Genomic DNA, 22378 nt, shown 5'->3' with positions numbered 1-22378 from the left:
GTATAATAAGGAACTTTTCATCAATTGATAATTATGATATTTGATCGATATAAAAAATCTTTTCCTGCTAAATTGAGTTTGTATGTGATTTCGTTCATTACAATTCTTTCTTTTGTTTTAGTGGGCGTATTTTATCACTACTCAACGGAAACGTTGTCGCAAGAGGCCGAGGATAAGATAGAGAGTATGGCTGCTCAGGCAAATTTACGTGTGAGTGCGTTATTGAGTAAGGTGGAAAAGATTCCTGAAAACCTAGGATGGATGATCGTTGAATATGTAAAGGAGCCGGATTCTTTGTTTGGTATCACTCGGCGGATTGTAAAAGATAACCCGGAGATTTTTGGTTGTGCGATTGCTTTTGAACCTTACTATTTCCCGGAAAAGGGACATTACTTTGCCCCTTATTCATATATGGTCGGAGATTCCGTGAAGACCATTCAAGTCGGGAGTGAAGATTACAATTATTTTGAAAAAGGCTGGTACAAAGGTGCGAGGGAACACCGGTACTGGAGTAAGCCCTATCGGGATGCGGGTGATCCGGATGTGATCACGACGTCTTACGCGGTTCCGGTTCATGGGGAAAAGCATGAACTAATTGGTATTTTATCCGTGGATTTAACCAATCGATGGTTGCGTGATCTGGTCGATTCGATCAAGCCTTACAAGGGTAGTTATACCGTGGTTATTGACAAACAGGGACGTTATATCTTGCGCAGGGAAGGGGAGGTGATGATTGGTCAAAATATGTTCGAAACGGCAAAAGAGGCACGGGATACGAATGTTACTATTCTGGTAAACGAGATGGCAGCCGGGAAAAGCGGTAGTATCATCGTGGACGATGGGGGAGTTCTGTCCTATGTGTATTACACGCCGGTGGTGGCAACCGATTGGTATATGGCGGTAATTTGTCCATACGATCAGGTGTTTGGTAAGTTGAGCAAATTTAATATGTATCTGCTGATTGGCTTTGTCCTGTTGTTGTTATTTGTTTATTTTATTTGTTTTGTGGCCGTGCGACGAATCACAAAACCATTGACGATATTTGCTGCTTCAGCTCGGGATGTGGCACAAGGGAACTTTAACACACCGTTACCGCGTATCCGGTCTAAGGATGAATTAGGGGAATTGTATGAATCATTTCTTTTCATGCAGCAACAATTGACGGAATACGTGGATCAGTTACGTCGGACGACGACAGCGAATGAAAAGATCGAGAGTGAGTTGCGTATCGCCCATGATATTCAATTGGGAATGGTTCCGAAACAATTTGTCCCCACCTTTGGAGCCGAATGTATTGATATTCATGCCGTGTTGCATCCGGCTCGTCAGGTCGGAGGGGATTTGTATGATTATTTGATGCTGAACGAGGATGAGTTTGGTTTCGCCATTGGGGACGTTTCGGGGAAAGGAGTTCCTGCCTCCTTGTTTATGGCAACCACGATCAGCCAGATGCGATCTTTGGCTCTGCGGGATACCTCTTTGAATTATATCATGAATCTAATGAACCAGAGTTTGATTCGGACCGGGAACACGAGTATGTTTATTACTTTTTTTGCCGGGGTATTGAATCTGAACACGAATCGTCTGAGATTCTGTAATGCGGGACATCCTTACCCGTTATTGATTGCCCCGGATGGAACCGTGTCTTTCTTCAAGACTGCGGATAATTTACCTTTGGGTGTTACTTCCGATTATGATTACGAGGAACAAGAATGTTATTTTGCTCCGGGTTCTCAGTTGCTTTTGTACACGGATGGGGTGTCGGAAGCTCAAAATGAACGATCTAAATTTTATAAGATAGATCGGTTGTTTAACTTGGTGGCAAGTCATTCCCAACTAGCACCACGGCAAATGGTGGAGAAAGTGGTTGGGGACGTGAAACGTTTTGTCGGGAAGGCTGAGCAATCGGATGATTTAACCGTGATGAGTTTCCGGCTCAATGCCCGTGGGAAAAAGAAAACAGAGGGGCTTTTGTAGGCCCCTCCATTGAGAAAATTAAAGTTGCACCTTATTTGGATCTCACTACGATGTCGATACATTCAGCCGTTGCAAAGAATTTCTTAGCGACTTCTTGTACTATTTTTGCATTTAATTTTTTAATCGGATTCTCGAATAATTCGGGCGAATCTATATTTTTGCCCGTTTCAGCATAGAGGCGCAAGGCATCCTGCCAGTGGGCATTACCCCGGTTTTCCAGCACCCCGACACGTCCTTTCTTCATCATCAGCACCATATCTTCCACGTCTTCCTCGCTCACGCCCTCGGCAACGAGTTTATCAATCTGTTCGTGGACGATGGCTCGCATCCGGTCACCTTTCTCCGTGTTACTCTGAAAGTTGATAACGATATTCTGTGCCGGTCTCGGATAGTTTTCGTATGCTGCACCGACATTCACCCCGTATGCTCCGCCTTCATCTTCCCGAATGATCTCTTGGTACCGGTTGGATAGTACCGTGCGGATCACGTCGATAGCCAAGTCCTCCACCGGCTTCAATTTCAACGTGTTTGAGAATTCGATGGTCGTCATGTACTTGTTGTCCGGGATATTTGCCAGGATCGTTTCGGTCATGGAACCTTTTATCCGCAAGTCATGATGTACGGCTTTCTCTTTCCGGAAAGTGGATGGGATAGCTCCCAGGTATTTCGCTACCAGTTCCCGAGCCTCTTCCCGTTGAATATTCCCGGTTAGATAGAAATGAAAATCCGAGGCATCCTGGAAACGATCTTTGTAAATAGACACCATCTTGTCAAAGTCCATTGCATCATAGAACACCGTACTCTCTTTCCAGAGACGAGGAGAATCCTTAATTCGGAGTTTCTGCATTTGTTCCGAGATCGTGTCATTCACCGTACGGGGTGTATTTTCTACACGGAGACGATTGACGTACACGTACTTGTCAAAATCACCCCGGTCAAAACGGGGATGCTCGAAGAAAAGATAAATAATCTGAAGCAACATTTCTGTTTCGTTATTGTTACAGAACCCGCTCACGCCCTCGAATGTCTCGCCCAGTGTCACGTTGGGGTGTATCTGGTGTCCTTTCAATATAGCCTGCATCATCGGCATGGTGTGTTTGTACAGCCCGGAATACATTATCAAGGTAGATAATGCCGAGGCCGAGGGAAGATCTTCTGCGGGGAGCAAAGATAATCCTCCCGCGCTCTCTCCGAGCAGACTTACTTTAATCCCATCTTGGTCCGTAAATTTGTAATACACCTTACAGCCATTGGATAAAGTCCATTCTTCCGCGTCTAGTTCTTTTATCTTTTTGGTTTTCACGATTTCCCCGCCTTTCACCTCGTAGTCCAACAAGGGGACGGCTTTCACCTCTTCTTCCGCGCCGGCGGACAATTCACCTTCCCGAACTTCCTTCATAATATCGAGAATTTCATCTTGAGTTGGGAAATTATAGGTCGGATCATTCCCTTGCATGATAAACACCCAATTCTTGTAGTCACTATTCCATGAGGCAATCCAATCATGGAAATCCTTTGCCGTCAATTCCGACAAGATTTCTTGCGAGTAAGCGATGTCTTCCTCGATACTCGTGATCGGTTTTCCTTCTAAGAAATTATTCTGGTAGAGTTGCACGTACACCTCGTTCGGGAACTTATCCTTGTACTTCTCTGATTCTTCCAATCCCGGCAAATAAGCCTCCACCTGTTCCTTTACTTCCTTGTCGTTGATGGCGTGGCGATGTATGCGCTCTATCTCCCCCAGTAATTCTTTTAAGGCTTGTTTCTCCTTGCCCGGGTAAGCCTGCATATAGATGTTCCAGCGATCGTAATTCCGTACTAACCCGTTGAAACCAACCATTGTTTGCACGAACGACGGGTTTTTACTTTCGATATACTTTTGCAAGTATTTCTCGACAATCTGGTTGTAAAAACGATTGATCAGATTCCTTTTCATCATTTCCTTCAGGGATGTCGGGGGAGTCTGTTTCACGCGTTTCAATAGAGTGACGGATGATTCCGTCATTTCCTTGTCGAAAGCTTTCGTGTAGAGAGGTTCCTCGTTATCCGGGATCCCGTACACCAACCGGGGTTTCGGGTTCACCCGTTTCGGGATCGGGTTGAAAAGTTTCCGGATGTCCGCCTCCATTTTAGCGGCATCCACGTCCCCGACCACGATCACGGCCTGCTGATCCGGACGGTAGAAGTCCTTGTAATAAGCCCGCAACTCGTCCGGTGTGAAGTTCTGTATGATCTCTTCGCTACCGATGATATTTCTCGTGGCATACTTGCTGTGATTGAACACGTAGGGATCTGTCTGTTCTCTCAAGCGCATCCCTAGGTTCCGGCGACTCCGGCGTTCTTCTTTAATCACGCCTCGCTCCTTGTCAATCTCCACCGGGTCCAGCAACAGGAAACCCGACCAGTCTTTCATCACGAGAAGGCAGGAATCCACCAGTCCCGTGTCGGCCGTCGCCACGCCCGTCATGTAGTACACCGTTTCGTCCTGTCCCGTCTGGGCATTGAACTGGGTCACACCCCGGCGTTTCAGGAAATGAGGAATACCCTCCTTGAAACTCTTGGTCCCGTTGAAGGCCATGTGTTCCAGGAAATGGGCCAGCCCGTTTTGATTATCCTCTTCCATGAGAGCCCCCACGTTTTGCACGAGGTAAAAATCGGCTTTTCCCGGTTGCATCGTCGTGTGGCGTACGTAGTAAGTTAACCCGTTATCCAGTTGCCCATGACGAAATATCTTGGTGTCATCCTGCGCGTACAGGAGGCCCGGAATTTGAATACTTATTATAATAAGGAGTAAAATTTTTTTCATAAACCTTGTAACGATTGTTGAATCATTTGTTGTAACTGTTTCATTTCTGCTTTATTCTCGATCCCGGCACTGGCAATGAATGCTTGGTTATAGGATTGTTTTGCCTTCGTGGTTTCACCCGTGTTCTTCAGGCAGTCGCCTATCATCATAAGTAAACGTACACGGGTAGGAACAACCATCTCGTAGGTTAGCGCTTTGGCAATCCAGTCGATACATTTTCCGTAAGCGTTTTCAGACATTTTCCCCTCGTACACGGTAGCCAAGTCCTGCAAAGGTTGCGTGTAGTCCGCCAACTCCGTGGCCTCACCTTTCCCCGCAAAATAAACGTTCATTTTCTCGAAGAACGTGTTTTCGTCGTGACGGTACAAACCATACGTGGCATCAGCCAACAATGTAATGGCATCCAGAACGGATAGCGAACCGAAAGAGATTCCTGCGTAGGCATTTTTCAAGTCTCCATTCACCCGGGCCAGCCGTTTTTTATAGTTAATATCACCTCGTTTGCAAAGTTGAATGATATAGCTGTTGTTCATGGAAATCAAGTAGTGAGCCACCCGGTCTCTTCCCGTCGGGATTTCTTTCCCGTCTCCCGGTGCGTCTTTTTGCACCCCCTCGGCAAACTTGTCGAAGTTATTCGCGATGCAATCAAAGATAGGGTCCTCTTTCGATGTACCTCTATGATATAGGGTTAGAATCAGGAAATCGGCCCCGTTTGCCATGTTCTCGATCTTCTTGTTTTTCAAATATTCCGGGAACAGGCTTTCGATACGGGCACCCCATTTCTGCTGGTCGTACCCTACTTGCGTGGGGATAAACATGGGTGCCTCAAGTAGCAATTGTTGCTGTATGTCGAAATCGTTTTTCTTTTTCTTGTACTTGTCATACAATTGTTCAAAACTCAATTCATCACCTGCGGCAATTTTCGCCTCCTTGATTAACGCATCGGCAGGAACACCTCCCCGCACACGGCGCATTTCTTTCCCTTTGCGGCTGATGAATACCATGGTCGGCAATGCCTCCACGTTGTATTTTTTGACAATATCTTTGTTTTCCTTGGCATCCACATCCACTTGTACGCACACGAAACGAGAGTTGAAATACTCGCCTATTTCCGGTTGTGTGAATACCTCGCTGGCCATAGCTTTGCACGGCCCGCACCACTCCGCACAGAAGTCCACGAACAAATCTTTTTTCTCTTCCCGTGCTTTCTTTATCGCCTCGTCAAACGTGCCCTTGAACAGCGTCATTTGAGCCGACAGATTTCCCAGTATTCCCACGATTAGGAATACCATCAAGTAAAATGTTTTTCTCATTATGTATAAAATTAATGTTTATCGATACAACGATCTCTCCGGGTTCTGAAAGTTCATAAAGTTCATTGCTAACAGGTGTTTGGAGGGTGTGTCAAAAGTTATTTTATAACAAAAACTCCTCCGTCACTTCGTGCCACCTCCTCTATAAACAGAGGAGGAGTTGGTGACTCTTCCCGAAGATAGAGAGTATTTTAGCTCTCCCTCTGTTTATAGAGGGAAATCGGCGAGTAAGCGAGAACAGACAGAGAGTTTACTCGTTGTCTGTCGAGCGAGAGCCGATTCGAGACTGCTTGCAGGCTCAATACCCCGAAGGGGGGAGGGAGTTTGAAAAATGATTTTTGACACCCCCTCACCTCGTGGACTTTATGACTTTACAGAACTTTATCCTGCTATTCTTCAGGCATGGGGATTGGCTCTTCTGCGGGAACCTCTTTCGCTACAATTGTGAAAACATCTTCCAAAATTCGACTTCTTCCCTCGTTCTCTATTTTTAGAGTTATGGTGTAAGTACCTCCCGCAATCTCCGAGTCATATTTCACGCAAACCATTCCCGCTCCCAGTACCTCAACGTTCTCCATGAATTTCGCGATATTCTCTTCCTTCTCTGTTTTTACACGAACAACCGAATAAAGAACAGGTTCTGTGCCTTGCACTCCCTCTATTTTAGAGGAAACCCAAGCAAGTTTATAGTCAACTTTCATTTGGTACTCCTCAATTTGCGTTTTTAATATTTCGGGAGATTCAATGCCCATGTCTTTAGCAAGGTTTTCTTGTTGTTCTTTTAATTCAGCTATGTTCGTTTCTATTTCCGCGAGAATTGGATCATACTTTTCATCTATTTCTTCTTCTATAGCCATTTGTTGATCCATGAGTGCATCAAAATCAGCATCCTCTTCTTCCATGGCATCCCATATCGGCGTCAATCGTTCATCCAATTCCTCGTATTTCTGTTCCTTTGTTTCTTGAAGAGTAGCTTCTTTTTCCTCAAGCTCTTTTTTTAAACTAATATTATTTGAATAGAACGTTGCCAAAATGTTTTCCAATCTTTGTAACTCGTTTTCCGTATTCGTTACAATATACATGGTATCTTTCGCGTACCCTGCTGTCTCGTCGACAACCAAATAGCCGACCGTGACATCCTGACAAGCGGAAAACGACCAGGTAAAGCCCAAAACAATCCAATAAATTAAATTTCTCATTGTTCCGTTGTTTTAGAAGTTAATGATTTTAAAGTCATACCCTAGTGCATGCACCACGCCCGTCGTGGTTTGAATATCGGTAGAGGCGACCCTCCAGTTTTCCCCGGTATTCACCTGTCTCGCGATGTAGAGATTCTTTGCGCCCGCGTCTTCAACACCCGCGTAATCTTCCGGTTCCATCCAGATAAAAAGATTACCGGATAACGCGGTGAAAACCTTTCCGCCCGTCTCCACGTATTCCGCCCCGTCCGCCGTCTTGAGACGCGTTCCTTGAGGAATATCCTTCAACATGAATCGTTGCGGTATAATCAATTGTTCGAGGACTTTCACGCATTGCTCTTTCGGGATGTCCTTTACCCGATGCCAGTAGTCCTCGGGGCTTACTTCTATCCCGTGTTCCTTATCGTAATCCACTTTGGCATTATGGTCTAGCATGTATCTCACGATGGAGAGATCCGTGATGCCCAAGAACGTGATGTCCTTGTATTGCCCGGAGCCATCGAAGATGGACTTCATCCCGGCGTGTTCGATCATGATTCTCGTGGAATCCCAATCCACGGTTTGTTGCTCAAAATACTCCCACATGCTGCAATCGTGTACCCCGGATGCCACTCCCCCGTCGATGTAGTTGTATTTAGTACAGGAACACAAGCTGATGAATGCCAACAGTGCGATTCCCTTTAGTGTGTTTAATCTTGTAGATGCCATGACCAGTATGTATTTTGTTTCATTAATGTGTTTTTATTAAATGCGTTTTGACTCACGGGATAATAGAGAGCACCTTCTTTCACGTCGGATTCCGTCAGCGTTTTGAAATTACCCTCGAGTAATTCTCGGTAATACCCGAATCTCACCACGTCATAGTAGCGACAAGTTTCCCCAAAAAGTTCCCGGTCACGTTCGTTAAAAATCTCTCTCAACAAATCCTCTTTCACGGTAGAACCCACGTATCCCATCAAACCGGCACGTTCGCGAATACGATTCAAGTCCTTCACGGCGTCAGCGTTATCCAAGTGCGCACGACATTCAGCCCGCAACAAGATCAAGTCTGCCAGTCGCCAGTAAACCCGGTTACCTTCCATGCCTATCAGGGGGCGATCTCCAAGGTTTACATCCGGATTCACCGAGTAGATGGCTTCTCTCCATTTATTCAGGTAAGCAAAGTTCGGGTAGAACCATCTGATCGTGTCTAATTTTTGTTCACTATTCATTTGTGTTACAGGAATCGGTTCGCCCAAGTTCAGCCAGTACTCTTTGATACGTAAGTCGTTCTCGTCATTATACAATTCCTGCACTTTTGCTACCGAGATACGAGTTTCCTTCACGGCATTCTCTATTTTCTCGAAATCTGTTGTCGTGTAGGGGTAATTAAACAAAGCAAAGCCCGGGTAAGAATTCCAAAAACTTCCTTGGTAATACCGGTCATCATCCTGCCCGTTCATTTCGATCGTATGTATGACCTCGGTCACGTCACGAGCGGAACCCAGCGTTTTTTCCACGAGATCTTTCATGCTCACGAGCGAGTAAGCACCCGCTTTGCCATCGATCACGAGAGAGGCCTGTTCTTCTGCTTTTTCCCAGTATTTATTGTCCCCGTGCAAACCGCCCATCCATGCGTAGATATTGGCAAGTAACGTGCGGACGGAACCGATGCTGGCAAATTGCCTGCTGGTGACCGCTGCCCCGCTGGCATCCGTCAACTGGTCATATTTCGGTAAGACTAAAGCGGCTTCCGCGGCTCGAAGGGCGTATGCCAGTACCGTGTCCACCGGGCTTTTGGCTTGCGCGCTGGCATCCTCCGTTGCCGGGGCAATCGGTGCCTCGCCCCAGCGACGAGCCAACTCGAAATACATCAATCCCTTGAAAAAGTTCGCTTGGGCAATCCAGTAATTAATCCGTTCCTCGGAAACATTTTGAAAACGGTGACGATTTTCCTCCAGCATGTTAGCAAGATAAATAATACTGTAAAAACCTCCCCAGTTCGTGTAATTTCCCAGGCTGGAAGAATAAGCACTCCATTCCAAATTCCGGAAACCTTTTACACCATCTGCCACGTCATCACAATACATACCCGTCCAGTCAAAAGGCTCCTGCGAGAGGGGAGCAAATATCTTCTTTTCATTTCCGAGGATCGTGATAAAAATATCCTCTATATCCTGTTCGCTCTGGAAATAGTTGCGGTAGGTAACAGAAACCTCAGATTCGACATCCAGCCAGTCGTTACAGGAAAACAGCGGGAAGAATAATACAAGAAATATTAATTTTTTCATAATCATAGACTTTAGAAATTAATGGTCAATCCGACAGTAAATTTCCGCGGTAGCGGGTAAGATTGCAATTGATCTATTCCCGAGGTGATGTCCACGATTTCCGGATCGAGTCCCGAGTAATTCGTGATCAGTAACAGGTTCTCTCCCGTGAGGAATACGCGGGCTCCCGATAAACCGAGTTTTTTAGCAATCCTCTCGTGCAAGTTGTAACCCAACGTGAGTTGTTTCAATCGTAACATATTTACTTTTTCTATGTCCGTGTCGTATTCTCCGGAATACTGGTTTTTTAGTGAGTAGGAAATCAAACGAGGATAATCCGGGTTTTTGCTGTCAGAACTCGTCCACGCGTTCACTTTACGGATGTCCAGTGTCAAAGGCCCTCCTTCAGTGGAAGGGGTGATCGCCCTGTCATCATACTCCTTGAGAATATGCCTTCCTATTGAATAGGTGAAGAAAATGTTTACATCGAATTGCTTCCACCGGATCTCGTTAATGAATCCACCGTGCGCGAGTGGAAGAGGACTTGCGGCATAATATTGATCCTCCGACGTGATTACCCCATCGTTATTTCTATCTACCAACTTCCGTGTACCCGTGAAAAATATACCGGTAGTTTCACGAGTCGGTAGCGGATAACCATGCGGCTGGGGATAATAGGTAAGTTCCTCCATCGAATTATAGTAACCATCCGTCTGGTAAGCTTTGATATTATACAAGGACTTCCCGATGACATTGTTCCCAAAATCGAACCCGTCGCTACTTTTCTCGAAACGGTTCCAGTTACGTGAGCCGTTCAGTTTCATCCGCCATTTCACGGCAGTTTCCCGTAAAATATCAGCCGTTAATTCTATTTCCAATCCCTCGTTTGACACGTCGAGTGCGTTCTGCCATTGAAATTGTTGGTAGTTCAAGTCACCCGGTAAATCAAGTCGTTGCAATTGTCCCTCCGTGTACCGGTAATAGTAGTCCAATGTCATCTTGATCCGGTAATTGAGGAAACTCATGTCCAACCCGATGTCATACTGGTCTGTTTTTTCCCAGCTTAATTTCCGGTTCAATAATCCCCCGGTAACATCGGGAGCCATGCCCTGTTGTCCCATAAATTGCGTGCTAGAGTTACTCATCAACCCGTGGGCAAGATAGGATTGAGTGAATTTCTGTCCGGAACGTCCCCAGCTGGCACGGATTTTTCCGAAACTCAACCAGTAGAAGGGTTTCATGAATGTTTCGTCCGAGAAGGCCCAACCCACGGCAACAGAGGGGAAAGTAGCCCATCGCACGTCCTCCCCGAATACGGACGATCCGTCCCGCCGAAGGGTGGCCTCCACCATATATTTTTCCTTGTAATTGTAGCGGAAACGCCCGAAATAACTATTCATGCGTTCCTCTTCCAAACTGGATTGAAAGGTAAAGGCAGATGACCAACTTGGATTCGTGTCTTTCTCTGCACCCAATGTGCCATTCAATAACCCGTTGGCATCACCCCATGTCCCAGAGGCATAGTGAACGTAATCGTTCGGACCGTCGGTTGCGCTACCTTTGTTTAAATACGATTGATCCTTCTGGAAGGATAAACCTAACAATATATTGAAATGATGATCTTGTTTGATCTTGAAATCATAGGTCAACAAGTTCTCGTTCAGGATAGAAATACTTTTGGAGATCGTTCCCTTGGTGTAAGAACGATGATAATTCTTGTCCGCCGTGCTGGGCGTAAAATTATTCTGGTTTTGCTGGTTATAATCCAGGCCACCTGTGACACGCAGGTTTAGACCGCGCATAAATTCGTAATCCATCACGAGGTTGTAGCGCAACGAATAACTTTGGTTCTTTTCGATATTGGAATTGAGTTCGGTCAACAAATATTTCTCCACGTAGCCGGTACCCGGTAGCAAGGAAGATTGTTTTTGCGGGCTGACTGAAATTCCTTCTACTTTTTGTCCGCTCCCGCCTTTTCCTCCCCGGCTACGGTCACTGTAAGTAAGAGAAATCTGGTTGTTCAACTGAAGGCGTTTCGAGGGATTTGCCGACACGTTCGAGATGACATTCACACGTTGGAAATCACTCCCGATCATGATACCTTCCTCCTTGTAAAACCCTGCCCCGATCATGTAGCGCATATTTTCAGTTCCGCCACTGGCTTGTAAATTAGCGTTATACACATTTGCCGTGCGATACATATATCGCCACCAGTCCGTGGAGTTATTGTAGAACTCGTTCAAACTGTCCTGCAGTGCATAGGCATTGTTCCCCTTGCTGGCATTTCCGAAGAAATAATTATACATGGGAATATTGGAATCTTTATTATAATTGTACACTTCCTCGTAAGACGTGGGAATGACCCATTTACCGTCGTCACCCTGATACGGTTTCACTGAATTGCGCAAAGCATTTATATTATAATGACGTACCAACTGCCCACCGCTTTGGGTAGGAGTTTCCGGCAACCATGATGCAGAGTACGACACGTTTGCCGTGAACTGAGCTTTCCCGGCCCGTCCTTTCTTCGTGGTGATCAGGATCACCCCGTTCCCGGCACGAGACCCGTAGATGGCTGCCGAGGCGGCATCTTTCAGTACCTCGATGGATTCAATCATTGACGGGTCAATATCCGAAAGCGTGTTGGCACCCGTGATGGGTGAACTGAATGCCTGCATCGGCACACCGTCGATCACGTAAAGCGGGGTTCCGTATGCCCGGTCGTCACCTTCAGCGTTGGTGTCGCCATCGGCTCCTTGCCCTTTCGTGAAAAAAGAGTTATATCCCCGGATAGCCACGATGGAACCACCGCCACCGGGAGCCCCGGACAGGTTGTTGACTTCCACGCCGGCCATGTGGCCTTGCAACAGGCTTTCCAAACTATGCGTCGGGAGTTCCTTCATCTCGTCGGCTTTCAACGTGGAAATAGCACTGATCACTGTACGTTTCTTCTGGGAACCGTAGGCGATAACTTGCACTTCATCCAGTCCTGACACATCGGGTTGCATTTTCACAATAACCAGTTTCCCGTCGGTATATTTTACTTTTTGAGTTTTGTAACCGATAAAAGAGAAAACCAATATTCCCTTAGGTTGCGGTAGGGGCAACACGAAGTGTCCGGCAGTATCCGTGGCCGTTCCTACTTTTGTGCTATCGAGAAGCACGGTTACTCCCGGCATGGGACGATTATTCTCGTCTAGTACTTTTCCTTCGATCAGGTAAGATTTCTTTTTCTCATCTTTCGCCTTTTCCCGGAAGAGAATGATCGTTTTGTCAAGTACCCGGAACGAGAATCCCGTGTTTCTCAGGCACGTCGTCAATACCTCTTCAATCGAGGCCCCTTTCAGGTCCAGCGTGATGTTCGAGATTTTATTCACGGCGACATCGTCAAAGAAAAAGCTATATTCCGATTGTGTGCGGATGTTGTTCATCACGCTTTCGAGGGAGGCATTCTTAACCTTTAAATCCAGTCGTGTATCTTGTGAATAGGTGGCTGCCGAAAGGTGCATGACGCCGATAAATGTCAAGATAAAGCATAACTTCATAACTCTTACTTGTTTTTGCCATAATCCACCCGAGGAATGGCTGTTTTTGTCCATTTTTTTCATACATTTGTAATGTTTTTAATGAGAACTAGAAAATAGTTTGGGCATTTGATGTTGCGAGCGTCAGATGCCTTTTTTATTTTGCTTGAATAAAAACTGTGCGTTGATTTACTGTAAATGTTACTCGTTCATTTTGTTCGATTATTTTTAATATGGATTTGAAATCATCGGTTTTGTTCAGATCACCCGTGAACCGGATGTCCTTGGCCTCCGGGGACTGGTAGAAAACACTGAGGTCATACCAGCGGGAGAGGATGCTGAACAAGTCTTCCAAACGTGCATCTCGGAAAGCGAAACGCCCGTCTTTCCATGCCGTGTAGAGGTACGTGTTCACTTTCTGTTTCGTGAGCTTGGCAGAATTCTTTTCCAGCACTCCCTGTTCACCGGGAATCAGCTTGATTTGTTGTTTGTATTTTTCTGATTGCATGATCACGGAACCGGAAACAAGTGTTGTCTGCACGTCCCGCTCGTCGGGATAAGCCCGGAAGTTGAATTGTGTTCCCAGTACGGATACGCTGGCATGAGTGGAGATAACCGTGAAGGGCTTGTTCTTGTCCGGGGCTACCGTGAAATAGGCCTCCCCGTCAAGGTAAACGATGCGCTTGTCGCCGGTAAACTGCACCGGGTAACGGATTTCCGTTTCGGCATTTAGCCATACTTCCGTGCCATCGGCAAGCGTCAGGAAATATTCTCCGCCACGAGGAATTTGTAAGGTGTTGAATATAGGGCTTTCTTGTGTGCATAAGCTATCTTTCGGTAGGGTATAGGAGACCTTGTTGTTCATGACGTTCACGATCATCCCGTTTTGTTCCTGTATCGGGGATAACGTGCTATCCGATAACGTGATTCGCTCACCTCCACCCGTGATTAATACTGCCTTGTGTTCTCCCGGCTTGATGACTTCTGAAATAGAGACAATGGCTTGCTGATCATTCTTTTGGAGTAGGAAAATACCTGCTGCCACGATCGGGAGTGTGAGTATTGCTGCGTAACGGATGATCGTTTTCATCCTTCTGTTCTTGCGGGCGCGTTGCCGTTTGGTGATGAAATGTTGATAATCGTTTTTCCAGTTGATTTGTTGGGATTCGACTATTTTTTGTTCCAGACGCTTTCCGTCTTTGAATCCGTCATAAATCTTTTTGTTTCTTGTGGAAACGGATAACCATTCCCTCAAGGTACGTTGTTCTTCATCATTTGCTTTCCCTCTAAGAGACGCTGCGATGATGCGGGCTAACTGAAATATGTTATTCTCTTTTTGACTCATCTTTTCGCTCATTTGGTAGTAAGTCCCCTTGAGCGTAAAAAAGAGTGAGTCAAAAATGAATTATTTTTGAATATATTGCAATATTGTGATTACGGTGATGAATTTTGTTTGGAAAGTTAAAGTTTGTAGGCCCATTTCGTCTAAGAGCTGGAAAGATTTTCTTTAATTAATTGGGGGTGACTCTATATTGTTAGATTTATCTTGTAATTATTATATATTGTGTAAATCATCATAGGTTTCTTTGAACATATTTTCAATTTCTCTTTTCTTTACAGAAACATTTCTCGCTTGGTTATTGATCAATAAGTATGAACTTGCTTGTTCATTAACAAAATGAGAGAATGTTTGTGTACCTATTTTCTTGGACACAATATTTTTGTAAATCCTAAATCTTTGTGTATTTACATGACTTTCTACTTTTAAACTTTTTGTGTCAACAGTTCTTGCTCCGGTAAAAGCAAACGAAACTGTTGATTGTTCTTGTAAAAGTATTGGAATTACTTTTAAACAGGTAATAATTATATTACCAAAATCTCCTTTATTAACTATTTTAGAATATTTAAAATCGCTATGACGAAATTGTTTACAGTAAAATTTAATTGCGTACACATCTAATTCATGATACTCTGCACGTATTATATAAGAATAATGAGTTATCGGAGAGAAAAACTTGTATATTTTTGTATATAGATGCTTGCTTTCATCATTACATTTATCACATTGGATGAATTTTAAATCATATCCATTGTAATCAAATGTCACGGTATCAATAGAGTTGTAACGTTTCTATTTATCTTAGACAAATCCCGTTTAGACAATTTACGAGAAGAGGTTGAACATTCTTTCAACTTTACAGGTTTCACGTCTCGTAATGGAGTCCAATTTAATCTGTCTCCTTTAGAACGCTTTTTTTCGCTACTTGATATATTTGTCATATTTTTCATATTACAAATGTATGAATAAAATAATAGATAGGCAATAGTATGTTTATTATTAATCTTTAAATTGCTATGACGTTTCAAACAAAGTATTCAAAAATCATTTGGATTATGGTTCTCTTTCAGTTGCCTTTAATCTTCCATTCCCCGATATTTCTTTTTTCGGCATTGAAATTAACTCCGACTTTCACGAGTTGTCGGCTGTCTGCCGTGTACGGAATCAAATAACCCCGATCATCGATTTGTTGCAGGGCTTGTTCTGTGCTACCATCTAGTTTGAATTCAAATACGTAGATGTATTTGGGAGTTTTAACCACGGCATCAGCCCGTCCGGTGGCACTACGTGCTTCTGCATCTACAAACTGTCCCATGAGTTTGAAAACGAGATAGAACACGACTTGATAATGTCGTTCTGTCTGGGCATTTAACTCGTAGGGGAAATCGGCAAAGAAGGCTCGCAACCGGGTCATGAAAGCATCGATATTACCTTTTTCTAGTTCATCCACGAATTTTCCAATGTAAAATCCTCTTTCTTCACTGGGTAAGGTTGTATAAAAAGGGAGTAAAAAATCGAGAAAACCGTATTTTACTTCTTCGTTTGGGAAACCTAAAATATAGTTTCTAAAGCGTTTATCGTATTCTTTAATCGTCAAGTAGCCGCTTTGATAAATCAACGGAATAGGATTATCGGTATTCATCCGGTATTCCGTGAAAGAAGATGCGGGTGCTTCGATCCCGTCAATTAATAAGCGGAGGTCATAATCACTCTTTTTCAGTAGTTCCACGAGGAATGTCGGGGTACCCGTTTGAAACCAGTAGTTACCGAATTCCAGTTTGTCGAAAGCGTTTAGCACGCTGAAAGGGTTTAACACACCTTCGCCATCCGGATGGAAATGATAACCATCATATTGCCGGATCATTTCGTTCACAATTTCTTCCTCTGTTGATTGGTTTCTTTGTGCCATTTGATGGATTTCCGGTTCAAAAACAGCGGTTAATTCATTCGGTGTAATCCCACACAACGTTGCGTAGGAAAAATCCATACTGATGTCGTTTAGTTGGTTCAAGTCGCTGAACACGCTGACTTGTGAGAACTTGGTAACACCCGTCAAGAACACGAACCGCAGGTATCGGTCGGCACTTTTCAGTACACCGTAAAAAGCCTTCAGAGTCTGCCGATAGTTTTCCGTTAGTTCCGGGTTATTAATGGCTTGCAACAGTGGTTTATCGTATTCGTCTACCAACACTACAACCCCACGTCCTGTTTGTTCATACGCTCGCTGAATGACTCCGGCAAAACGTCTGGAGAGTGTAATTTCGTCTTTCCCTTCCCCGTACATGGTTTCCCATTGTGTGAGATAATTACTCAATATGGCGTGTAATTGTTCCGGGGCATCGTATCTCTCCGCATTCAGATCAAGATGCAGTACGGGATAAATTGTCCAGTCATGTTCCAGTTGCTCAATAGCCAACCCTTGAAATAGATCCTTGCGTCCATTGAAATAGGATTCGAAAGTTGAGAGTAATAAACTCTTCCCAAAGCGACGCGGACGACTCAGGAAGTAGGGCTTACCCATGTTGGCAATACGCCATGCTAATGCTGTCTTATCGACATAGAGGTAATTATTTCTGCGAATATCCTCGAAGGTCTGGATTCTGATGGGTAGCTTTCTGGTTATGCTGGTATTCATGGTCTTTATGTATTTAGTAACAAAGGTAGAGAATAAATTGTAAACGGGCAAACACAAATAATGCTATGAAGCTGTCTAAAATTCCAGCAAGAAAATAAGAATCCCGACGGGAATAATGTGTTTCAGTTGATCGTAAAGCAATTTTTTCCCGACCTGCTTGTGGGATTTGACGGTTTCGATGTTTAGTTGGAGTTGATAGGCAATCTCTTGATTGCTTTTGCCTTCTAAAACAAGCAAGTACACTTTTTGGCATTGTTCCGGTAAGTTCTGAATGGCTTTTATCAAGAGAGCGTAAACCTCTTCTTCAATAACACGTTCTTCGTAAGTTTTGGTTTCATCCGGAGCCTCGCTTTGCATGTATTTCTGGTAGCGTCTTTTTACCTCTTCGTGGCGGAGATATTTCAGGCATTTGTGCCTGACCGTACCGTATAGATAGGCTTTTAGATTATCCACGTCATTGAATGTCTCTTGGGATTCGATTAACGAGAGAAACACTTCCTGCACAACATCTTTGTCTGTGTCCAAGTCGGGAATATAGCCTTTTGCGAATAACACCAAGGGCGTGTAGTGCTGTTCGAAAAGTTCCCGAACGATTTTTTCGTCATAGATGGAACTAGAATTTAAAGGTGTTATTGTTGCCACGTGTTATTATTTTGCCGATATGAACGTGAATCTTTTTATTTATTCGTTGCAAATATAAACTAAATTGGGATATTTACAAAATATTGAATGCGTTTCTGCAACGGTTTCTGCTAGGCCGTATCATTAAAATTGCACTGGGACTACCTTCGTGTTAGGCTATCCTCATTTTACTTTTTCTTAATAGTTTCCTGATAGTTCATTTAGACTACGGAGCATTCCTCTTGCATTCTTGTTCGATAAAATTGATTTTTGATACGATTATATTTGCCGGATAGCTCGGTCGTGTAGTATATTTATTCATTGGAGAGATATGCTTGAGCGACAGAGTACGTATGACTAGGGGATGACCAACTTATACGGAAATAGTGACAATTATTTTCAAATGAATAAAATATGTGTATCTTTACATCATGTTAAAAACTAGATTACAATCGGATTTGGTGTAATAAACAATCTGTATTTCTGATACAGGTTGTCCCTTCGCTTGCTTTCGGAAAGCTCTTTCCGGGGGTAATTTTTCTATTATTATAATTTGAATTTTTAATCCGTGTACAACGAGGAAAGTAGAATTATGCTTTCACGTGTATGCTTTATATTGATCAATCATGAGTAACGAAAATAATACCATTCTTGGAATCGACGTTCATTTAATTTGCGAATTCTTCTTGAATACAGAACGGCAGGGACCCGGAAGTCCCGAAGTAACGCTTAAAGCGTTAAGTTTTATAGACCATCTTACGGATCATTCCCGGATTGCAGACTTGGGATGCGGGACGGGAGGACAGACGATAACGCTGGCACGGCTCGCTCCGGGGCAGATTACAGGACTCGACTTTTTTCCGGGATTCGTGGAGCGTTTTAATCATAACGCTAGGGAGTTGAATCTCCAGGAACGGGTGAAAGGCATAGTCGGTTCAATGGATGCGTTGCCTTTCGGGGAGGAAGAATTAGACTTGATCTGGTCGGAAGGTGCTATTTATAATATCGGTTTTGAACGAGGATTGAACGAGTGGCGCAAATATCTGAAGACGGGAGGGTATGTTGCTGTTTCCGAGAGTTCGTGGTTTACCGAAGAACGTCCGGCAGAGATTCATGATTTTTGGATGTCCGTTTATGCGGAGATCGACACGATACCTAATAAAGTCGCCCAGATTCAGAAAGCGGGGTATATCCCCGTGGCGACTTTTATCCTGCCGGAGTATTGCTGGACGGAGAACTATTTTACCCCGTTAGTTAAAGCTCGGGAGATATTCAGCCGGAAATATGCCGGGAATAAGACGGTCGAGGAACTAATAAGTTTTCAGCATCACGAGGCTGAACTATACCGTAAGTACAAGGAGTTTTACGGTTATGTATTTTATATCGCTAAAAAAATGAAGTAATGATAGATTTAAATTATTATGGTTGGAATGATAAGTTAAACCAACTGAAACAGGAATCGACGTATGGAACTCTCACGCATGGGCGTGTCGCTATTGTACACCGGACGTGTTATGAGGTGGTTGCCGGGAGCGGAGTGTTCCGGTGCGAGTTGACAGGAAACATGATGTACGGGAAGTCGGATTTCGAATTACCCTGTACTGGGGATTGGGTGATCTTTCAGCCGTTTGATGAAGGGATGGGGATTATCGTGGATATGTTGCCTCGGTCACGTACTTTGTGTCGTAGGAAAATCGGAACGGTTGCCGAAAAACAAGCCATAGCGGCTCATGTTGACAAAGCCTTTATTGTGCAAAGTCTGGATGATAATTTCAATGTCCGTCGTGCCGAGCGCTTTATGGTTCAGATGCGGGAAGAAAATATTACTCCTGTACTGGTACTTAATAAAGCCGACTTGGTTTTTGATCAACAAAAAGTGGAAGAGCAAATACGGCACGTTACCCGGCAGATTCCGGTGTTTTACACGAGTATTCACGAGTCTCGGACGATTTTTCGTTTAAGGGAATTTATCGCGGTGGGGGAGACGGTCGTGTTTGTCGGTTCTTCGGGTGTCGGGAAAAGTTCTTTGGTGAATGCACTTTGCGAGAAATCCGTGTTACTCACGTCCGGAATAAGTCAATCCACGGGAAAGGGACGCCATACTTCGACCCGTCGGGAGATGGTGTTGATGGATGGAGGCGGTGTCTTGATTGATACTCCCGGGGTTCGGGAATTCGGTCTTGCGGTTGATGATCCCAGTGCGCTTGATGAGATACTGGAGATTACTGACTACGCACAATCGTGTCGTTTCAAGGATTGCGAGCATATCAATGAACCGGGTTGTGCCGTGTTGGATGCGGTGAGTCGTGGCATACTAGATCGTCAGGTTTACGAGAGTTATTTGAAACTTAGACGGGAAACGTGGCATTTCTCTGCCTCCGAACATGAGAAACGGAAAAAAGAGAAATCTTTCACGAAACTCGTGGATGAAGTGAAGAAGCGCAAGGATCATTTCTGATCCCTATTCACCTTTTTTCTGAATCCCTAGTTCTGCCGCTACTTGGAACATGTATTCCCGGGCTTCAGTGGGATTATTGCTGATTATGCCATCAAGGATAGCCTCTTTGATGGCATTTTTAATATCCCCGATTGCCTTGCAGGGTGGGAGTTGAAATGTCTCCATGATCTCTTCCCCGCTGACGGGAGGTTGGAAATTCCGGATCGCATCCTTCTCTTCGACTTCTTTCAATTTCTGGCGCACGATCTGGAAGTTTGCAAGGAATCGACGAACTTTCTCTTCATTTTTGGACGTGATGTCCGCCTCGGCAAGTGTCATCAGGTCGTCGATGTCGTCACCCGCATCAAAAAGGAGGCGACGCACGGCAGAATCTGTCACGGTGTCTTCCGAGAGAACGATTGGGCGCATGTGGAGGCCGACCAGTTTTTGCACGTATTTCATCTTTTCATTCTGGGGGAGTTTCAGGCGGTTGAATAATCTTCCGACCATACGTTCGCCCACGTGATTGTGGCCGTAAAAAGTCCAGCCTTGTCCCGGAATGAATTTTTTGGTGACCGGTTTGGCTATGTCATGCAGTAAGGCTGCCCAGCGTAACCACAAGTTGTCGGAAACACGGCTTACCGAGTCCACGACCGTCAGCGTGTGGTAAAAGTTATCTTTATGCCCGATGCCGTCCACGTGTTCCACGCCTTTTAAAGCGGATAGTTCCGGGAAGAAGACACTCAACAGGCCGGATTGTTCCAGTAATTTTAATCCCACGGAAGGTTTCGGTGAGGCCATGATCTTGTTAAACTCGTCCATGATGCGCTCTTTGGAGACGATTTTCAACCGATCCCGATTAGCGATGATACTTTCAAATGTCACGGGTTCGATCGTGAAATTCAATTGTGAGGCAAAACGGACGGCCCGCATCATACGCAAGGGATCATCGGAAAACGTGATGATCGGATCAAGGGGTGTTTTTAATATCCCGTTCTCCAAATCCTGAAGTCCCCCGAACGGGTCAACAAGTGTCCCGTAGTTCTCTTGGTTCAAGGATATGGCCAAAGCGTTGATCGTGAAATCACGCCGTTTCTGGTCGTCGTCGATGGTGCCTTCTTCGACGACGGGTTTACGGGAATCGAGGTGGTAGGATTCCTTGCGGGCTCCCACGAATTCAATCTCTACCCCTTTATAACGGAACATGGCCGTTCCGAAATTTTTAAACACGGAAACCGTTAAGTCACCGAGTTGTTTGGCAGCCGTCTCAGCCAATTCGATCCCGCTCCCCAACACGACAATGTCAATATCTTTGGAGGGACGGTGTAATATCAGGTCGCGCACGTATCCCCCGATAACGTAAATTTCCAACCCTTTCTCTGCCGCGATTCCGGATAATATCTTAAAAATAGGATGAGTTAACTGCATATTCTTTATTTTGGTTGCAAAATTATCAAGTTATCCCGTACAGACCAAATAAATTGTTTCGGATTTGTCCGGATTACCCTTTTTTCGATATTTTTGTGACCTATGTATTATTGTGATTAAAGATTATGGATAGAGAGCGACGATTAGCGGCATTATTCGATATGGACGGGGTGGTGCTTGACACGGAAGGGCAGTACGATAATTTCTGGCGGGAACAGGGAAGACGTTACCATCCGGATAAACCGGAATTTCATAAGATGATCAAGGGGCAAACGACGGAATTGATTCTGAAGAATTATTTCGAGGGAAATGTTGCTTTGCAACAACAGATTTCACGGGAACTTGACGAGTTCGAGAGCCGGATGGATTTCCCCTACTTCCCCGGTGTGGAACTTTTTATCCGGACGTTACAGAAACATGGGGTGAGAACCGCACTGGTTACCAGTTCAAACAACAAGAAGATGGCTCATGTGCTAATGGCTCATCCGGAGTTTACCGAGTTATTTGAACGTGTGATTACGGCAGATAAGATTACCCGGTCTAAACCCGATCCGGAGTGTTATTTGCTGGCAGCACGGGAGTTGCAGATGGAAGTGGATGTCTGCTGTGTCTTCGAAGACTCTTTTTCCGGGATCGAGGCCGGCCGACGTGCGGGAATGAAAGTTGTCGGTCTGGCAACCACGAATCCGAGAGAGAAGATACAGGATAAAGTCGATTGGGTACTTTCCGATTTCACGGGATGCGTGTATGATGAATTTATCGACTTAATGGAAAAGTAATGTGGCCAAAAATAGTTGGTAACATTTTTCCAATTAAAGCTTATCTTTGAATAGTAAAGTCGAAGAGGAAA

15 protein-coding genes are annotated in these 22378 nt (G+C 44.7%); 4 read left to right on the top strand and 11 right to left on the bottom strand.

What is annotated here, in order from left to right:
* Positions 1-33: 33 nt before the first annotated feature.
* Positions 34-1977, top strand: coding sequence for a SpoIIE family protein phosphatase (locus tag AB5542_RS17060; protein ID WP_168044349.1), 1944 nt, complete (start codon positions 34-36; stop codon positions 1975-1977).
* A 31-nt stretch (positions 1978-2008) separates the two neighbouring features.
* Here the strand turns inward: AB5542_RS17060 and AB5542_RS17055 are convergent, their stop codons facing one another.
* From AB5542_RS17055 to AB5542_RS17010, 10 genes are all read right to left on the bottom strand, one after another.
* Complete coding sequence (locus AB5542_RS17055) at positions 2009-4783, bottom strand: M16 family metallopeptidase (RefSeq protein ID WP_279039552.1); 2775 nt, start codon at positions 4781-4783, stop codon at positions 2009-2011.
* Entirely contained in the window at positions 4780-6096 is a 1317-nt protein-coding gene (locus tag AB5542_RS17050; RefSeq protein WP_279039551.1) for a thioredoxin family protein, read from the bottom strand. Before AB5542_RS17050 ends, AB5542_RS17055 begins: the two co-directional genes overlap by 4 nt.
* A 389-nt stretch (positions 6097-6485) precedes the next feature.
* The gene (locus tag AB5542_RS17045) at positions 6486-7295 is read right to left on the bottom strand and encodes a hypothetical protein (RefSeq protein WP_279039549.1); all 810 of its coding nucleotides are present in this window, start codon (positions 7293-7295) and stop codon (positions 6486-6488) included.
* Between the two features lie 12 nt (positions 7296-7307).
* Positions 7308-8003 (bottom strand): hypothetical protein, encoded by a 696-nt coding sequence (locus AB5542_RS17040; protein WP_279039547.1) that lies wholly within the window; start codon positions 8001-8003, stop codon positions 7308-7310.
* Positions 7985-9565 (bottom strand): RagB/SusD family nutrient uptake outer membrane protein, encoded by a 1581-nt coding sequence (locus AB5542_RS17035; RefSeq protein ID WP_288215420.1) that lies wholly within the window; start codon positions 9563-9565, stop codon positions 7985-7987. The genes AB5542_RS17040 and AB5542_RS17035 overlap by 19 nt, the downstream gene beginning before the upstream one ends.
* Positions 9566-9576: 11 nt before the next feature.
* Entirely contained in the window at positions 9577-13152 is a 3576-nt protein-coding gene (locus AB5542_RS17030) for a SusC/RagA family TonB-linked outer membrane protein (RefSeq protein ID WP_279039544.1), read from the bottom strand.
* 73 nt (positions 13153-13225) lie between these two features.
* A complete protein-coding gene (locus tag AB5542_RS17025; RefSeq protein WP_279039542.1) occupies positions 13226-14413 on the bottom strand; it encodes a FecR family protein in 1188 nt (395 codons plus the stop codon).
* Positions 14414-14623: 210 nt separating this feature from the next.
* Entirely contained in the window at positions 14624-15175 is a 552-nt protein-coding gene (locus AB5542_RS17020) for a hypothetical protein (protein WP_087421169.1), read from the bottom strand.
* Positions 15176-15473: 298 nt separating this feature from the next.
* Entirely contained in the window at positions 15474-17042 is a 1569-nt protein-coding gene (locus tag AB5542_RS17015) for an ATP-binding protein (RefSeq protein WP_279039540.1), read from the bottom strand.
* Positions 17043-17117: 75 nt separating this feature from the next.
* Positions 17118-17684 carry an RNA polymerase sigma-70 factor gene (locus AB5542_RS17010; protein ID WP_279039538.1) on the bottom strand — a complete coding sequence of 189 codons (567 nt, stop codon included), beginning with the start codon at positions 17682-17684 and terminating at the stop codon, positions 17118-17120.
* 605 nt (positions 17685-18289) lie between these two features.
* Here AB5542_RS17010 and AB5542_RS17005 point away from each other — a divergent pair.
* Entirely contained in the window at positions 18290-19066 is a 777-nt protein-coding gene (locus tag AB5542_RS17005) for a class I SAM-dependent methyltransferase (RefSeq protein WP_279039536.1), read from the top strand.
* On the top strand, positions 19066-20121 hold the full coding sequence (rsgA, locus tag AB5542_RS17000) for a ribosome small subunit-dependent GTPase A (RefSeq protein ID WP_279039534.1): 1056 nt from the start codon (positions 19066-19068) through the stop codon (positions 20119-20121). Before AB5542_RS17005 ends, rsgA begins: the two co-directional genes overlap by 1 nt.
* Before the next feature lie 3 nt (positions 20122-20124).
* On the opposite strand, the gene AB5542_RS16995 is transcribed toward rsgA, so the two are convergent.
* Complete coding sequence (locus tag AB5542_RS16995; RefSeq protein WP_279039532.1) at positions 20125-21528, bottom strand: CCA tRNA nucleotidyltransferase; 1404 nt, start codon at positions 21526-21528, stop codon at positions 20125-20127.
* 125 nt (positions 21529-21653) lie between these two features.
* On the opposite strand from AB5542_RS16995, the gene AB5542_RS16990 reads away from it, so the two are divergent.
* A complete protein-coding gene (locus AB5542_RS16990; protein ID WP_279039530.1) occupies positions 21654-22307 on the top strand; it encodes an HAD family hydrolase in 654 nt (217 codons plus the stop codon).
* Positions 22308-22378 lie beyond the last annotated feature (71 nt).

Source organism: Butyricimonas sp. RTP31003st1_G1_RTP31003_210430 (assembly GCF_040920905.1).
GTDB classification, from domain to species: domain Bacteria; phylum Bacteroidota; class Bacteroidia; order Bacteroidales; family Marinifilaceae; genus Butyricimonas; species Butyricimonas paravirosa.
Note: the sequence above shows the minus strand (reverse complement) of the source record. Positions and strands in the feature narration are given on the sequence as shown.

What these genes read in the sequence shown, in the direction of transcription:
- AB5542_RS17035 (WP_288215420.1), bottom strand. Translation starts at nt 9,565, where the DNA reads ATGAAAAAATTAATATTTCTTGTATTATTCTTCCCGCTGTTTTCCTGT.
- AB5542_RS17045 (WP_279039549.1), bottom strand. Translation starts at nt 7,295, where the DNA reads ATGAGAAATTTAATTTATTGGATTGTTTTGGGCTTTACCTGGTCGTTT.
- AB5542_RS17060 (WP_168044349.1), top strand. Translation starts at nt 34, where the DNA reads ATGATATTTGATCGATATAAAAAATCTTTTCCTGCTAAATTGAGTTTG.
- AB5542_RS17025 (WP_279039542.1), bottom strand. Translation starts at nt 14,413, where the DNA reads ATGAGTCAAAAAGAGAATAACATATTTCAGTTAGCCCGCATCATCGCA.
- AB5542_RS17015 (WP_279039540.1), bottom strand. Translation starts at nt 17,042, where the DNA reads ATGAATACCAGCATAACCAGAAAGCTACCCATCAGAATCCAGACCTTC.
- AB5542_RS17055 (WP_279039552.1), bottom strand. Translation starts at nt 4,783, where the DNA reads ATGAAAAAAATTTTACTCCTTATTATAATAAGTATTCAAATTCCGGGC.
- AB5542_RS16995 (WP_279039532.1), bottom strand. Translation starts at nt 21,528, where the DNA reads ATGCAGTTAACTCATCCTATTTTTAAGATATTATCCGGAATCGCGGCA.
- AB5542_RS17040 (WP_279039547.1), bottom strand. Translation starts at nt 8,003, where the DNA reads ATGGCATCTACAAGATTAAACACACTAAAGGGAATCGCACTGTTGGCA.
- AB5542_RS16990 (WP_279039530.1), top strand. Translation starts at nt 21,654, where the DNA reads ATGGATAGAGAGCGACGATTAGCGGCATTATTCGATATGGACGGGGTG.
- AB5542_RS17030 (WP_279039544.1), bottom strand. Translation starts at nt 13,152, where the DNA reads ATGAAAAAAATGGACAAAAACAGCCATTCCTCGGGTGGATTATGGCAA.
- AB5542_RS17050 (WP_279039551.1), bottom strand. Translation starts at nt 6,096, where the DNA reads ATGAGAAAAACATTTTACTTGATGGTATTCCTAATCGTGGGAATACTG.
- rsgA (WP_279039534.1), top strand. Translation starts at nt 19,066, where the DNA reads ATGATAGATTTAAATTATTATGGTTGGAATGATAAGTTAAACCAACTG.
- AB5542_RS17005 (WP_279039536.1), top strand. Translation starts at nt 18,290, where the DNA reads ATGAGTAACGAAAATAATACCATTCTTGGAATCGACGTTCATTTAATT.